Source organism: Providencia sp. PROV209, assembly GCF_028479485.1.
In the GTDB taxonomy this organism is placed as follows: Bacteria; Pseudomonadota; Gammaproteobacteria; order Enterobacterales; family Enterobacteriaceae; genus Providencia; species Providencia alcalifaciens.
In genome coordinates this window covers 69,293-85,567 of record NZ_JAMPNR010000013.1, presented here as the reverse complement: position 1 = coordinate 85,567, position 16,275 = coordinate 69,293, and the positions used below count along the sequence as shown (strand labels likewise).

Sequence of the window (16,275 nt, the reverse complement as noted above, 5' to 3'; positions counted from 1 at the left end):
CGTGATCGTTATGTTGTTTATTATCAGAAAGCACGTTGATAAGGAATAATACCTTGTTTCAACATCTCCTGACTACCTAAACTATGATTGTTATTTAGGCCTCTAAGTTCCACATTAATTGACCATTTGTTGTCATATTCGCTGTTAAACTTCTCTTTCTGCCAACCGACAATCTTACGTTCATACCCTAAATTGACTGCCCAACAGCACGCATTGTATTGTAATCCGACGAGCTGGCTCGCTGATTGTTGCTGCTTGGTATCATAATAGTAAGAGCCCACAAAGCCCCAGTTGTCACTTAACGGCCAGCTAACCACGGTACCAACTTGTGAAATACCTTGTTGGTATTCAGGGAGCTTATACACCTGCTCATTATCTTTTTGATAGGTTGCTTGAATATAGTCTCGGTCGACAAAACGGTAGTTAAGTTGAATCAAACGATCTGAGTCTAAACGATATTCAGTAACCGCATTCCCCATGGTGATATTACCGAGACGGCGGTCATATTGTAAGTTTCCACGGATGCCCCAGTTTTCATCAATATGCCACATGGCATCGGTTGCCCACAGTAATGAACCAGTGTCACTCTTATCATCTATTTTTCTTGTTGAATTACCTGCGCGAGGGCGTTCTAAATAGTAAATTTGCCCGACGGAGAAATTAAATCGCTCGGCTAAGTTTTCATCATAAATACGAGTGGTTACACCGGTGGTGAACTGGTTTGCAGAGGCGATACGGTCTAAACCACTGTAGATACGGTCACGGAATAAACCTGAGTAATCAGATTGTAGCAATGATGAATCGTAGTTATTGATATTGTCCTGATCTTTATACGGGATATACAAGTACTGGACGCGCGGTTCTAAAGTTTGAACGAAATCACTGCCTTGATATAGGTCACGTTCAAAAACGACTTTCGCATCACTCTTTAATAACGGTAGTACACGGGTGACATTTTTATCTAACCCACTGTTTTCTTGAGCTTTAGGAATGTCTTGGTCATAGTGTGTTGCGAACAGTTTGACACTATTGTTCATTTGCGCCCAGCCATTGGACAGCGGCATGCTGACTTCTGGCTCGATATGCAAACGCGTCGCATCTGGGTTATTTTCACCTACACTGGTAAAGCGGGCAGCTTGTGCATAGGTATGGAAATCCAACATACCGACGTTATTTTGATAATAGTTAAAATCGATTTGCGGCTCTGCTTTATACGCGCGGCGGTTTGGATTATCAACGAAGACTTGGAACTGTTTATGGATAACATTCATGTTCCAGTTCGTATCTGAATAGCCGACATTAAATTTTTGCGTGGCATAACCATCGGTGGTACTACCGTACTGAGAGCTAAAATCAGTAAAGTATTGGCGGTCACTTACCTTGGTATAATCTGCACCAAAGTTCCAGTGTTGAGCAAAGGTGCCTGAATGACGCCAGTAGAATAACCAACGGTCATCGCTGTCACGTGCATCTCGTTTACCATTCTCTTTATCTTTTATATAAGCACGGTCATGGTTGATAAAATCGAAAGCCATGGTGCCTGTACCAGGTGTAATTAAATAACGGAATTCGTTATTTAATTTAACGCCACGGTGAGTCATAAACTGTGGTGTGATAGTAGCGTCGTAATTCGGGGCAATGTTCCAATAATACGGGAGTGTGAATTCCAGCCCGTCATTATTTGAATAGCTTCCCATCGGGATCAAGAAACCAGAACGACGTTTACTACCAATTGGTAGCTGCATATATGGACTATAAAATACAGGGACATCCGCAATACGGAAGCGTGCATGCCAAATCTCAGCCACTTCTTCTTCACGGTCAATAATGACTTCAGAGCCTGCAACGCTCCAGGTATTACTTCCCGGTAAACAGCTGGTGAAGGTTCCGTTTTCCATAATGGAATAGCGGTTTTCACCTCGCATTTTCATTTTTTTCGCTTCACCGCGACCCTGACGACCTACCATCATGTAGTTACCGTCATCAACATCAGTATTTTTGTTATCTAAATTCGACCATGCGGAAGGTCCCTTCAGGATAATCTGAGGGTCATCATAATGAACGTTACCCGTTGCCGTCACTTCACGAACAGGTTCTTCACCGTTTTTTTGGGTTTGCGTCAGTTTGACCTTATCTGCGGTGAGAGTTTGGTTACCCTGTTGAATATCAACATTGCCTGTATATTCGACAAAATTAGGGTATTCCCCAGTGACATCGTTAGCTTGAATTTCAATCGGTAAACTATTGGAGTCGCCAGTGACCAGCGGTTTGTCATAAACAGGCACCCCAAGCATACATTGTGCTGCAAGATCAGCATGTGCTTGCTGGCTATAAATAGCCGCCCATACCATGGTGGCGATTATTGTGGGATAACTTTTTTTCATCATTAAATAAGGAGTCCGTCAAATGGGCACAGTCGGCAAACGCTCAAAGACTATCTTAGCCAATCCGTTTTCGCCAGCATAATATCAAAACTGTGGCGTTCGTTGTTAGCAACTTGTTAGGCTCTTTATCGTTATGCACAAAAGCAGAATGGATAGTATGATAATGCAAAATTGCATTCTGAGCATTGAAGAATTGAGGGATATATGCACTATTGGGGTAAAATTATTGGGGTGATACTCGCTATTGTCTCCGGTTTAGGGTTTTGGGGAGCACTAGCAGGCTTACTCATTGGACACGGTTTTGATAAAGCCTCGGCTCAACGTAAGTTCGCCAGCTCCATCAATAAGCGCGATAGACAAATTATTTTCTTCGCGAGTACCTTCCAAATACTAGGGCATTTAACCAAGTCGAAAGGGCGTGTTACTGAGACAGACATTCAGTTAGCGTCGAATTTGATGGATAGAATGCAACTGCATGGGGAAACGCGTAAAGCGGCTCAGCAAGCCTTTAGAGAAGGGAAATCGCCAGAGTTTCCACTACGTGATGTTTTAAAGCAATTGCGTATGGCATGTTATGGTCGGCATGACCTAATTCAGATGTTTCTGGAAATTCAACTGCAAGCTGCTTTTGCCGATGGCTCATTGCATCCGAATGAAAAGAAAGTGCTGTTAATCATTGCAGAAGAGCTCGGCATTTCCCAAGTTCAGTTCGAACAGTTCTTGAGTATGATTCAAAGCGGTCGTCAGTTTGGTCATGGTTACTCTCAACAGCAGTCTGGGGGATACTATCAGCAAAATAATGGACCGACGCTGGAAGATGCTTGCAAGGTGCTTGGTGTCGCTGTGAATGATGAGCCGACAAAAATTAAGCGCGCATATCGTAAGCTGATGAGTGAACACCATCCGGATAAGCTGGTAGCAAAAGGGTTACCGCCGGAAATGATGGAGATAGCTAAGCAAAAAGCGCAGTCAATTCAAGCCGCTTATGATCTAGTCAAAAAAGAACGAGGCTTCAAATAATTTCCCCACTATATTTTGTACTTCGGTGTTATTGGCTTCGCAGGATTCCCTAGTTACGCAGTTATCTACGTGCCTAGGGATTTATTCAATCGGCATGACCTTGCGGTAGTCTGCGTGATTAGGGAAATTCGACGCGACAGTTAGAAGTCTGGCTGGCAAGTAAAATGCATTGGCGTACCATACTCTGGATGTGTGATATAGAGCTCCTGAGCATGTAATTGCAAACGTGGCGCCAATGCTAATGCTTCTTCATGAGCATAGAATCTATCCCCAAGGATTGGATGCCCCAGTGCCAACATGTGCACACGTAATTGATGCGAGCGCCCAGTAATGGGGGAAAGTTTAACTCGTGTGGCTTGCTCTTCATATTCCAGAACAAGGTATTCGGTTTGTGCCGATTTACCCGTTTCAAAACAGACTTTCTGCTTAGGGCGATTCGGCCAATCACAAATTAGTGGTAAATCCACCAAACCTTCGGGCTTTTCTAAATGACCCCATACGCGCGCAACATAGTGTTTTTTGGGCTCACGCTCTCGAAATTGGCGTTTGAGTTCCCGCTCAGCGGCTTTGTGCAGCGCAACCACCATTACTCCGCTGGTTGCCATATCCAAACGGTGAACAGATTCAGCAGCAGGGTGATCTCGCTGAATACGGCTCATAATGCTGTCATGGTGCTCAGGGGCTTTCCCTGGCACTGAAAGCAGACCGCTAGGCTTGTTTACTACGATGATATGTTCATCTTGGTAAAGGACATATAGCCAAGGGTCTGTTGGCGGATTATAGGGTAACATTTTTTATCCTTCATTCTTCACGCTGTAGCGGTGTTGGCTGCTATCAGCCAGCACCGCTAGTGCCGAGCTACATTCTCTACTGATGCGTGACAACCACGAGGCGAATAGCATCGAGGCGCCATGATGCTTGGTCGATATTGGTTATCAATTGGCGACGCTCTTCTTCGATAATGTCGAGTTCTTCATCACGGATATTCGGGTTAACCGCTTTCAGTGCTTCTAAACGTGACAGCTCAAGAGTTAGAGCTTTATCGGCCGCTTCTTTCGCATTCTCAATAATAGATTTAGCTTCTTTCTCAATCATTGGTTCAGAGAGTCGTAGCACTGAATGCACTTCGTTTTGTACCGCATTGACTAACTTGCTCGCCATATGACGGTTAATTGCATTTAATTGGCGGTTAAAGCTCTCGAATTCCACTTGTGAAGAGAGGTTATTACCTTTTAAATCAATTAATAAACGTACTGGCGTTGCGGGTAGAAAACGACTGATTTGCAGTTGTTTAGGGGCTTGAGCTTCAACCACATAAATCAATTCGGTCAGTAATGTACCGACTGGCAATGCTTTATTTTTCAAAACAGACACGGCACAGCTACCGGTATCACCCGATAACACTAAGTCCAAACCGTTACGAATAATTGGGTGCTCCCAACTAATAAACTGTGTATCTTCGCGCGAAAGAGCCTGCTCACGATCAAAGGTGATGGTGCAACCATCTTGTGGTAATCCTGGGAAATCAGGGACTAACATATGATCTGATGGCGTGAGGATAATTAAGTTATCGCTCTTATCTTCTTGATTGATGCCTACGATATCAAACAAGTTCAACGCAAAGTTGACTAACTCAGTTTCGTTATCTCCTTCGCCAATTTCTTCGGCTAGTTGATTACCCGCATCACCACCATTTGAGTGCATTTCCAGCAATCGGTCGCGACCTTGCTCTAACTGGGCTTTCAGTGCATCGTGTTCTTCACGGCAGTTTTTGATAAATTCATCAAACCCGTCAGTGATAGTTGGCTCTGCCATAAATTGCAGCAGTTGCTGATAGTATTTGTCGTAAATAGTACGACCCGTTGGGCAAGTATGCTCGAATGCATCTAACCCTTCGTGGTACCAGCGGATCAACACAGATTGCGCAGTATTTTCTAAGTACGGCACGTTGATGACGATATCGCGGCTTTGACCAATACGATCCAAACGCCCAATACGCTGCTCAAGCAGGTCAGGGTTGAATGGCAGATCAAACATCACTAATTGGTTAGCAAATTGGAAGTTACGGCCTTCGGAGCCAATTTCTGAACACAGTAAAACCTGTGCACCCTCTTCTTGTGAAGCAAAGTAGGCAGCAGCACGGTCACGCTCTAACAGCGATAAACCTTCGTGGAATACCGCGGCGCGTATCCCTTCACGTTCACGCAGAACTTGCTCAAGTTGCAATGCGGTGGCAGCTTTAGCACAGATAACCAGTACTTTTTCGTGGCGATTCGCGGTTAAGAAGCCCATCAGCCATTCAACACGTGGGTCAAAGTTCCACCAAGTGGCGTTTTCGCCTTCAAATTCTTGGTAGATTTGTTCAGGATACAGCATCTCTTTTGCGCGAGTTTCCACATCCTTTTTCGTGCCCATAATGCCAGCGACTTTGATTGCCGTTTGGTATTGAGTTGGCAGTGGCATTTTTAAAGAATGCAATTCACGGCGTGGGAAGCCTTTGACACCATTACGAGTGTTTCTAAATAACAGGCGGCTAGTACCGTGTCTGTCCATCAGCATGTGGATCAGTTCTTGGCGAGCGGCTTGGCTGTCATCACCTTCAAGATTCGCAGCTTTCAGTAACGGCTCAATATCTTGTTCTTTAATGAGTTCGTTCAGTATATTTTGCTGATCGTTCGTTAATTTATCGCCAGACAGCAGCAGTGAAACCGCATCTGCGACAGGGCGATAGTTTTCTTGCTCAGCTAAAAACTCTTGGTAGTCGTGGAAACGGCTAGGATCGAGGAGGCGCAAACGCGCAAAGTGACTCTCTTGACCAAGCTGCTCAGGGGTTGCGGTTAATAGCAACACAGACGGAACATGTTCCGCTAACGTTTCAATGACTTGATATTCACGGCTTGGGGCGGTTTCGCTCCATTGCAGGTGATGAGCTTCATCAACCACCATCATATCCCAGCCTGCGTCAACGAGTTGGTCAAAGCGCTGTTTATTACGGCGAACAAAATCCAAAGAACACAGCACTAACTGCTCAGTTTCAAATGGATTATCGCTATCATGTTGCGCTTCACTGTAGCGGCTATCATCAAATAGGGAAAAGCGTAAATTAAAGCGGCGCAGCATTTCGACTAGCCATTGGTGCTGCAAGCTATCCGGTACAATCACTAAGACGCGCTCAGCACGACCCGCCATCAATTGTTGATGGATAATCATACCCGCTTCGATTGTTTTTCCTAAGCCCACTTCGTCTGCCAGTAAAACGCGCGGATGATGACGTTTACCTACTTCGTTAGCAATATGCAGCTGATGAGGGATTAAACTTGCGCGGATACCACGTAAGCCAGTGGCTTGGTGTTTAACTTGTTCGCTTTGGAATTTACGTGCGCGAAAACGCAGAGCGAAGCGATCCATACGATCGATTTGACCCGCGAACAGCCTGTCTTGTGGCTTATTAAACGTCAATTTGCTATCGAGGAAAACCTCTCGCAAACTGACATCCGCTTCTTGGGTGTCTAAGCGCGTTCCGGTATAGGTCAGTAACCCTTTATCTTCTTGAATACTTTCAACTTGTAGCTGCCAACCTTCGTGACTGGTGATGGTATCACCTTCGTTGAACATCACTCGGGTGATGGGCGCATCACTTCGTGAATACAGTCTGTTTTCCCCTGTTGCAGGGAAAAGCAACGTCACCATACGGGCATCAATAGCCACGACGGCGCCTAACCCAAGTTCGCTTTCTGTGTCGCTGATCCAGCGTTGACCAAGAGTAAATGGCATAGGTTTAATTTAATTCCATAATTTTGATTGTTTATTTTTAGATGTTTAAGACAACTAATCGGTGTCTTTGCCCAGTGTTGATATAACGGTTATATACCAAGGGTGATGCGAAATTTTTTAATCGTTTTGCCGTTTGGCAATTATAGCTATTTTCTCTTTCGAGTCGCGTTGCTCGAATTATGATGAGTATAGCCGATTTTCTCGCCAAGCTGTGCGTATAACAGGTCGAGATATCAAAGGGGCGTTATATTAATTCAACATTCGCTTATCGTCACCTGTTAAAAATGCGGCAATTGTAATAAGAATTGTACAATTCTCGCTGCTCGTTAGGCTTTAAAACAAAAGATTAATGTGCCCTGTCAAAATGGTATCGAAATCATCTTGCAGAAAAGGGAGAATCCCATCGGCGATAGGCTTGATTTGTTTGAGAATATAGTGCTCATAATCGGGTTTAGCCGTCACAGTTTCAAGCGGTTCAGGACCCGCTTGGGTAATAATGTAGCTGATCCAACCCCCATTTTGATACTGCAAAGGGCGCTGTAATTTTAAATTGTATTCATCCGCCTGTCGTGCAGCTCTTACGTGAGGGGGAACATTACGCTGATAATCGGACAATTTACGACGCAGGCGTTTACGATAAATCAAGCGATTGTCATATTCTCCAGAACGAATGGCACGAATATAATCGTTAATAAACTCTCGATAAGGCTGACGATAAAAAATACGGGTATACAACTCTTTTTGGAAATTTTGAGCGAGAGGCGTCCAATCAGAGCGGATAGTCTCTAACCCTTTAAAAACCATGGTATCTTGGCTTAAACCTGCATAGCGTTTTTTACTGCCTTGGTCAGTTCCGCGGATCGTTGGCATCAAAAAGCGTCGATAGTGGGTTTCATATTCAAGTTCGAGAACACCATCGAGTTGCCACTCTTCTTTAAGATGTTGTTTCCACCAATTATTAACATGATCTCGCAATTGATAACCGACTTTTTGCGCTTGTTCATCTGTGTGAGGATCCCTTAGCCAAACAAAGGTGGAATCTGTATCCCCATAGATTACCTGATAGCCTTGAGATTCAATTAATTGCTTCGTAATGCGCATGATTTCATGACCACGCATCGTAATTGAAGCGGTTAATCTAGGATCAAAAAAGCGACATCCATCGGCACCTAAAACCCCTGCAAATGCATTCATAATGATTTTGAGTGCTTGGGATAGAGGGGCATTTTTTTGTTGTTTAGCTTTATCTCGACCTTGCCAAATATGGCTGACAATATCAGGTAAACAGTGCGTAGTGCGGGAAAACCATGCCCCACGAAATCCTTCAACAGAATGCTCAGGTTCAGGATGAGCCAGCCCTTCAATCATGCCTGCAGGGTCAATCAAAAAGGTGCGAATAATTGAGGGATATAGGCTTTTATAATCAAGCACCAAAACAGAGTCATACAAACCAGGTTGGGAGTCCATGACAAATCCGCCGGGATTGAGCTGAAATTTTTGCTCAGAGAGCGTAGGGGCAACAAACCCTAAGCGGTGTAGCCGAGGAATATATAAATGGGAAAAGGCGGCGACTGAGCCTCCCATGCGATCGGCGGCGAGCCCTGTGACTGTAGAGCGTTCTTGCAAGAATGCCATTAAATCGGTTTTTTCAAAGATGCGATGCACCAAAATACAGTCTTGAATATTGTAATGGGCGAGGGCGGGTTTATCGTGAGCAAAGCGGCGGTTAATTTCATCCATCCGATCATAGGGAGTATCAATTGCCTTTCCTTCACCAAGCAATTGCTGGGCAACGGATTCCAAACTGAATGAACTGAAACTCCATGTTGCCGATTTTAACGCATCAATACCATCAATAATTAAGCGACCTTCAGCGGAGGCAAAGAACACCCCTTGCTTAAAACCGTGTTCTCGCCATTCAAGCTTTTTCCCTTGCCGACCTAATAAAAGTGGAATGCCATAACGCTCTGCGTGTTTTTGTAACACTTGCAAATCAAATTGAATTAAATTCCAACCGATAATGGCGTCAGGATCATATTGCTGAATCCAGTCGTTTAATTGTTCGAGTAACTGAGGGCGACTGTTTGCGTACACTAGCCGATGTTCATTGTTGAGGGCTGGACCTTGTTCAGGCCCCAGCATAAACACGACATTATCACCACAGCCAGCTAACCCAATTGAGTAAAGTTCCCCATGCTGGCTAGTTTCAATATCAAGGGAGACAGCGCGTAATGTTGGTCGATAACCGTCACAAGGTTTAAGTTGATATTTTCCTTGATGATTTCGAGAAAACCACACGGGAGCGGTAATAAAGCGCTCCATTAAATAACGCTCACAAGGGCGAATGTCAGTTTCTAATAACTCGACACCTAGCGCTTGGCAATTTTTGCCCAAATTTTGTAACTGGCGATATTGCTGACAGTAAATGGCATACACTTTTTCGCGTTTAAAATCCCGAAGCTCAACGGGGCGATAGCTAATATCAGCTTGCCCTTCAAATAAATGGCGTACAAGGGGCAGTTTAGATTCGGGTAAAAAACCGACGGCTTGTTGATAAGGAACAATGACTTTTTGCGGTTGATTATCGGTAAGTAGCCAATAGCTGACCTCGATACCGTAGCGGGTATCTCGCCAATGGCGGCTAAGAATAAAGCCTTTTTCAGCGGGGGCATTGGATGGAGGCATAAAGGAAACTCGCGTAAATAATCTGCAATTAATATACGCGAATAGTGGGGATTTATACAGTATTATTTATCGAGATAATTAGAAATACCTAATAATGCAGAAGCATCGGTTTTGCCTTGTAACAGTGTTTCGGTATCGCCGTCATACACAATTGCGCCATCGGCAATCACTAAGCTACGAGGGGCGATTTGTAGCGAGTCTTCAATACTATGAGAGACCATCAATAACGTGATGGATTTATTAACGCAAATGTCATTGAGTAATTGCAGCATTTCATTGCGTAAAGCGGGATCTAAGGCAGAAAATGGCTCATCTAACAATAAAATAGGTTGGTTGCGAATTAAACAGCGAGCAAGCGCTGCACGTTGACGTTGACCACCCGATAACTGCGCCGGTGTTCTATCCAAACATTCAGTTAAGCTGACGTGTTGTGCCATCTGTTCAACTTCAGTCATTTGCAGTTGATTAAGGCGCAAACTAGGTTGTAAGCCTAGCCCAATATTTTGCCTAACCGTGAGGTGGGCAAAGAGATTATTTTCTTGGAATAGCATGGAGACAGGGCGCTTCGCAGGGGGTGTCAAAGTATGATTTTCGCCATTTAACGTGATAGTGCCGTGGCGAGGATACTGAAATCCACTAATTAGGCTAAGTAGGGTACTCTTGCCTGCGCCGCTCGGTCCCATGATCGCGACTCTTTCTCCTGAAGCAACTATGAAATCAAAGTGCATGTTCAGACTATCGTATTGATAATCTAGGTTTTTTAATTCAATCATGAGTCTTTCCCGATAATCTCTCAAGTAAGCTGAACAGGCAAAAACAAAGTAACAGCAATAGCATCGCGGTGACAGCACCGTCATGAGTACGATAAGCGCCTATTTGCTGATAAAGATAGTAAGGTAGAGTGCGAAACGCTTCATTACCAAACAGGGCGACGACGCCAAAATCCCCGATTGAAATAACACAAGCAAACGCTAATGCTTGAGCGATAGGTTTACGTAGCGCGCGTAACTCAATAATTTTAAATCGGTTAAAGCCTGTAATTTCCAAAGATTGACACAATGGATTATAACGTTGAGCCAAATCCCGCATAGGGTTATCAAGCACTTTTAGGGCATAAGGGATCGCAAGTAAGGCATTTGTCATGATCACGAGCGGATAAGGAGTCTCAGGGATACCAATGGTTTCATTGAAAAAAATGAAAAAGCCAGTTGCCAGAACAATCCCAGGCATCGCGAGAATGATGAGACCGCTGAGTTCAATCGCTTGTCCAAGTTTTAGCGCATTTCTCAGTCGTAGTTCTCGGCTACTCCAAAGCAGCATTAGCGTGAGGATGACACATATCACTCCTGCGAAAAGTGCGATAAACAGTGATGTTGATGTTGCTTGCCATAAGGCTGATTGCTGGAGGACGTCCAGTAGTTGACTATTTAGTCCATCGACAATAACCGCTAATAAGGGCGGGATTAATAGGAGGAGGGCGGCAGCAATCACAAGCAAATCGCGCAAGCGACGAAATAGGTTATCGGCAGGGTCAAACCACTGATTTTGATGACTAAAGCCAATTGAGAATGCATGATTAATGTGCTGGCAAATTAACATTAAGCCCACGCAGCAGCCAAGCTGAATCAAGGCGAGCAATGTGGCTCGTCCTAAATCAAAGTCGTAGCTAAGCGCTTGATAAATCGCTAACTCGATAGTTGTCGCTGCTGGACCGCCTCCCAAAGCAAGTACTGTCGCAAAACTGGCAAAGCACAACATAAAAATTAAGGCGCCAGTCGGTAACATCTGGCGGCGCAAATAGGGCCATTCCAAAATAGCGAATTGTTGCCACTCATTAAATCCAAGTTGAGCTGCGCTTTGTCGTTGCTCAATAGCAATATTTTCAAGCGATTGTAATAGCATTCGGGTGGCGAGTGGCATATTGAAAAAGATATGAGCCAACAAAATGCCACGTAATCCATAAGGCGAGAATTGGTATTCAAATCCTAGCCATTGGCACAGTTTTGCAAGCCATCCGGTTTGCCCATATACCGATAAAATACCAAAAACAGCCACCAATACGGGTAAAACGAGAGTCATAGCGCATAGGCGGAGGAAGAGCGTTCGTCCCCAGAACCGCCGGCGGTAAAGGGCTCTTGCAAGAAAAATAGCGGGAATAATGGAAAAAATCGCGGAAAGCAGTGCCTGCCAAAATGTAAAACCGATGACATGCCAGAGGTAATCATCTTCAACGATTTCTTTGAGCGAAATTTCAGGTGCGAAAAACCACAGAGCCCCAAATGCGAGCAATGCAACGACAAGCAATAAACCGGAGGCAAGCGCCCCCGGTAATAAAGTTAAGTTGATTAACGACTGACGGCGGTTTGCCATAAACGAGTCCATGCTTGACGTTCTTTAGCCACTTCTTGAGCACTAAATTGCAATGATTTTTTCGGTAATGGCAACACGTTATACACTTCAGGTAGCGGTATATCGATCACCGGATACATCCAGTTAGTTGTGGGTAATGTGTTTTGGAATTCTGGCGTTAACATAAACTGTAAAAACTGCTTTGCGAGCTCAGGCTGCGGGCTGTGCTTCAATCTAGCTGCTACCTCGACTTGCATATAATGCCCTTCATCAAACAGAGCCGCAGCGTAGTTATCTTTCTTATCATTCAGAATCTGGTAGCCTGGAGAGGCGGTATAGCTAAGAACAAAATCACCTTCGCCTTTCAAGAATAATCCATAAGATTCACTCCAGCCTTTCGTGACCGTGAGCGTTTTGTCTGCCATTTTTTTCCATGCATCGGCAGATTTTTCACCGTAGATTTTTTCAACCCACAACATTAACCCTAAGCCAGGGGTGCTGGTGCGAGGATCTTGATAAATGATTTTCCAATTATTTTTGCTATCAAGCAGCTCATTCATGCTTTTCGGTGGCTGCTTAATTTTATTGGTATCGTAGATGAACGCGAAGTAGCCATAGTCGTAAGGAATGAATGTTTTGCTATTCCATTCGATAGGTAATTTGAGGGCATCAGTTTTGATATCTGCAGCGGCGAATAATCCTGTTTTTTCTGCGGAATCAAGCAAGTTGTTATCTAAACCTAAGATAACGTCAGCTTTGCTTTTAGCACCTTCCATACGCAGGCGGTTGAGTAGCGCAACACCATCACCTAATGAAACTAATTTCAATTCACAATCACATTGGGCTTCGAAATTCTTTTTAATTTGTGGACCTGGACCCCACTCAGCGGCAAAAGAATCATAGGTATAGACAGTCAGCGTTGGTTTCTCGGCTGAGGCTAACGTTGCAAAACTTAAGGTGGTTAATGCAATGATAGAGGTAAATAGCTTATTTTTAGTCATTGTAATTCCTGCGTAAATCATAAAAAACACACAGGATTTGAGGGGGGACCGATACAATAATTTGTAGACGGCAGCTCAAATCCCTACGCCGGTATTAGCCGGATCAGGTTCTACGGGTTATTTCTCAGCCCAAATTGGCACCCCGTTGAGACGCAGACTATTGTAGTTACTTCAGACATATCTGCAAACTGTATTGATATAGGTTTACCAGTTTAGGTATGTGTGAAACAATTAGGCATCTTTCAAATTTGGTTATTGAGGTAGTCTAGTGATCGATGATGATGGCTACCGCCCGAATGTAGGAATTGTAATTTGTAATCGGCAAGGTCAAGTCTTATGGGCTCGCCGTTATGGTCAGCATTCTTGGCAATTTCCTCAAGGTGGGATTAACCCTGGGGAATCGCCAGAACAAGCGATGTATCGTGAGTTATACGAGGAAGTCGGACTACAGCGTAAAGATGTCAGGTTACTTGCATCTACCCGTAATTGGTTACGCTACAAATTACCTAAGCGTTTGGTGCGTTGGGATACAAAACCTGTTTGTATTGGACAGAAACAACGTTGGTTTTTACTTCAACTCCAATGTAATGACGCCGATATAAATGTGCAGCGCAGTAAATCGCCAGAATTTGACGGCTGGCGGTGGGTCAGTTATTGGTATCCTGTTAGGCAAGTGGTTTCTTTTAAACGCGAAGTTTATCGGCGTGTTATGAAGGAATTCGCCCCCGTGGTTATGCCTTTGCAGGAACAAAAATTACCACAACGACCTGTTTTTAATAATCGTAGGCGCGGAGTCAAATAAGCCTATGTTGACGCGTTTACGTGACATTGTCGAAAAGGTCGCGATGGCGACCAGCTTGACCCAAGCGCTTGAAGTTTTGGTCAATGAAACCTGCAAAGCGATGCGCACAGATGTGTGCTCGATTTATTTAGCAGATCATCCTCGTCAATGTTATTACCTAATGGCAACCCGCGGGCTGAAAAAGCCTAGCGGGATTGCTATTCGTCTAGGATTTGACGAAGGGGTTGTTGGCGCTGTCGGTCGACAATCTGAAATGCTGAATCTCGCGGACATTCGTGAACACCCTCAATTCAAATATCTCCCTCAAATTAAAGAAGAGCAGCTCAAGGCATTTCTTGGTGTGCCTGTGGTTTATCGACGTCAGCTACTGGGTGTGCTGGTCGTTCAGCAACGAGAAAAGCGGTTATTTAACGAAACCGAAGAGTCCTTTATGGTGACGCTATCTATGCAGTTAGCGGTGATTTTATCTCAAGCACAGACCAAAGGTATTTTTGGACAATATCGTCAAAATCGCTTTAAAGCCATTCCTGTTTCACAAGGAATTTCAATGGCATATGGTTGGCAAGATACTTCCCAGCCATCTTTAGATAGCATATGCCAAGCCACCACATTAAATATTGATGAAGAACGCCAGCGTTTGGTTGTTGCACTGGAAAGTGCCGCTGCGGAATTTCGCCGGATCAGCAAACGTTTTATGGCAAGTTCATCCAAAGAGAGCGCTGCCATTTTTGATCTGTATAACCACTTGCTTAGCGATCCCCAACTGAAAAAACGATTGTTTACGGCGATCAATCAAGGCGCAGTGGCAGAGTGGGCCGTCAAAACAGTTATCGAAGATTATGCCTTGCAGTTCTCTCGCCTGAGAGATCTTTATTTAAGAGAGCGCGGCTCGGATCTTCGGACGTTAGGGCAGCGTTTATTGTTTCATCTGGATGACTCTCAGACTCCCACTAGTCAATGGCCAGATCGTTTTATTTTGGTTGCGGATGAGTTGAGTGCCAGTGTTCTTGCTGAGTTACCGCTTGAGCAATTGGCAGGAGTGATTGTTCGCGATGGTGCAACACATTCACACTCGGCGATTTTGATCCGCGCAATGGGGATCCCAGCCATTATGGGGGCGGATATTGAGCCTTCGTTATTACACAATCGTCATCTGATTTTGGATGGGTATCGTGGTGAAGTATTTATTGAACCTGAAAATTTTATCGCTCAGGAATATCAGCAAATCATCGAAGAAGAAAATGACCTTAGCCGATTAGCGGAAGGAACACTTTCCCAAGACGCCATACTGAAAAATGGCGAGCATGTGGATATTTGCCTTAATGCTGGGCTGAGTCCGCGTTATGAACAACAAATTCATGATGGTGTTGACGGAGTCGGGTTATACCGTACTGAGCTGCCATTTATGCTGCACAATGGCTTTCCCTCAGAAGATGAGCAGAAGCAGTTATATCGTGAAGTATTGCAACTGTTTTCAACCAAACCGGTTGTGCTAAGAACGTTGGACATTGGGGCGGACAAACAGCTGCCGTATATGCCGATTAATGAAGAGAATCCATGTTTAGGCTGGCGTGGGATCCGTGTGATGTTGGATCAACCTGAGATATTTTTGATCCAGTTACGAGCTATGTTGCGAGCGAACCAAGATACGGGGAATTTGCGTATTTTGCTGCCGATGATCACCAGCATTAATGAGGTGGATGAAGCGATTGGCTTGATTAATCGCGCCCGAAATGAAGTCAGCCAACAGCTTGGTAAACCAATTAATTTACCGCCAATAGGCGTCATGCTGGAAGTACCTTCGTTATTGTTTTTGCTGCCAGAGCTAAAACAACGTGTTGATTTTATTTCTATTGGTACCAATGACTTTACACAATATTTACTTGCAGTTGACCGTAATAACACTCATGTAGCGGCACTCTATGATAACCTGCACCCTGCGGTGGTTCGCTTTTTATCCCTGGTTCATACCGAATGTCAGCGTATTGGTTTACCAATCAGTGTGTGCGGTGAAATGGCGGGTCAACCATTAAGCGCGATGGTGCTAATGGCTTTAGGCTATCGAAGTTTAAGTATGAGTGGGCGTAGTGTGCCTCGCATGAAGTATTTAATTCGCCAGCTTGATCCTCTATTGATGTCTGAATTAGTACCTGAACTGCTTTCGGCAGAAACGAGTGAAAATGTCCGACACAAAATCAGTGAGTTCATGGAAAAAAATGGACTCGGTGGGTTTGTGCGTGGCGGGATCTAATTTGATCTT

Annotated in this window: 10 protein-coding genes and 1 riboswitch; of the genes, 3 read left to right on the top strand and 7 right to left on the bottom strand. The window is 44.4% G+C overall.

The window, feature by feature from the left end:
• Window positions 1-23: 23 nt before the first annotated feature.
• Window positions 24-2,384 carry an LPS assembly protein LptD gene (lptD, locus tag PR795_RS10210; protein WP_181480923.1) on the bottom strand — a complete coding sequence of 787 codons (2,361 nt, stop codon included), beginning with the start codon at window positions 2,382-2,384 and terminating at the stop codon, window positions 24-26.
• Between the two features lie 204 nt (window positions 2,385-2,588).
• On the opposite strand from lptD, the gene djlA reads away from it, so the two are divergent.
• Window positions 2,589-3,404 (top strand): co-chaperone DjlA, encoded by an 816-nt coding sequence (gene djlA / locus PR795_RS10205; protein ID WP_272516828.1) that lies wholly within the window; start codon window positions 2,589-2,591, stop codon window positions 3,402-3,404.
• A 140-nt stretch (window positions 3,405-3,544) separates the two neighbouring features.
• On the opposite strand, the gene rluA is transcribed toward djlA, so the two are convergent.
• The 6 genes from rluA to thiB all read right to left on the bottom strand — a co-directional run bounded on the left by rluA (window position 3,545) and on the right by thiB (window position 13,213).
• Entirely contained in the window at window positions 3,545-4,195 is a 651-nt protein-coding gene (rluA, locus tag PR795_RS10200; RefSeq protein WP_006659213.1) for a bifunctional tRNA pseudouridine(32) synthase/23S rRNA pseudouridine(746) synthase RluA, read from the bottom strand.
• Between the two features lie 76 nt (window positions 4,196-4,271).
• A complete protein-coding gene (gene rapA / locus PR795_RS10195) occupies window positions 4,272-7,178 on the bottom strand; it encodes an RNA polymerase-associated protein RapA (RefSeq protein WP_181480205.1) in 2,907 nt (968 codons plus the stop codon).
• A 333-nt stretch (window positions 7,179-7,511) separates the two neighbouring features.
• A complete protein-coding gene (locus tag PR795_RS10190) occupies window positions 7,512-9,863 on the bottom strand; it encodes a DNA polymerase II (RefSeq protein WP_272516827.1) in 2,352 nt (783 codons plus the stop codon).
• Between the two features lie 62 nt (window positions 9,864-9,925).
• Entirely contained in the window at window positions 9,926-10,636 is a 711-nt protein-coding gene (gene thiQ, locus PR795_RS10185) for a thiamine ABC transporter ATP-binding protein ThiQ (protein ID WP_006659216.1), read from the bottom strand.
• Window positions 10,629-12,233: a thiamine/thiamine pyrophosphate ABC transporter permease ThiP gene (gene thiP / locus PR795_RS10180; protein WP_006659217.1), complete on the bottom strand. Its 1,605-nt coding sequence runs from the start codon at window positions 12,231-12,233 to the stop codon at window positions 10,629-10,631. The genes thiQ and thiP overlap by 8 nt, the downstream gene beginning before the upstream one ends.
• Window positions 12,209-13,213 (bottom strand): thiamine ABC transporter substrate binding subunit, encoded by a 1,005-nt coding sequence (gene thiB / locus PR795_RS10175; RefSeq protein ID WP_006662966.1) that lies wholly within the window; start codon window positions 13,211-13,213, stop codon window positions 12,209-12,211. The genes thiP and thiB overlap by 25 nt, the downstream gene beginning before the upstream one ends.
• Before the next feature lie 62 nt (window positions 13,214-13,275).
• Window positions 13,276-13,368: riboswitch (TPP riboswitch) on the bottom strand.
• Window positions 13,369-13,481: 113 nt separating this feature from the next.
• Between thiB and rppH the strand changes: the two genes are divergently transcribed.
• Together rppH and ptsP are read left to right on the top strand one after the other, a co-directional pair.
• Window positions 13,482-14,015 carry an RNA pyrophosphohydrolase gene (gene rppH, locus PR795_RS10170; RefSeq protein ID WP_006659219.1) on the top strand — a complete coding sequence of 178 codons (534 nt, stop codon included), beginning with the start codon at window positions 13,482-13,484 and terminating at the stop codon, window positions 14,013-14,015.
• Window positions 14,016-14,019: 4 nt separating this feature from the next.
• A complete protein-coding gene (gene ptsP / locus PR795_RS10165; protein ID WP_181480203.1) occupies window positions 14,020-16,266 on the top strand; it encodes a phosphoenolpyruvate--protein phosphotransferase in 2,247 nt (748 codons plus the stop codon).
• Window positions 16,267-16,275: the final 9 nt, after the last annotated feature.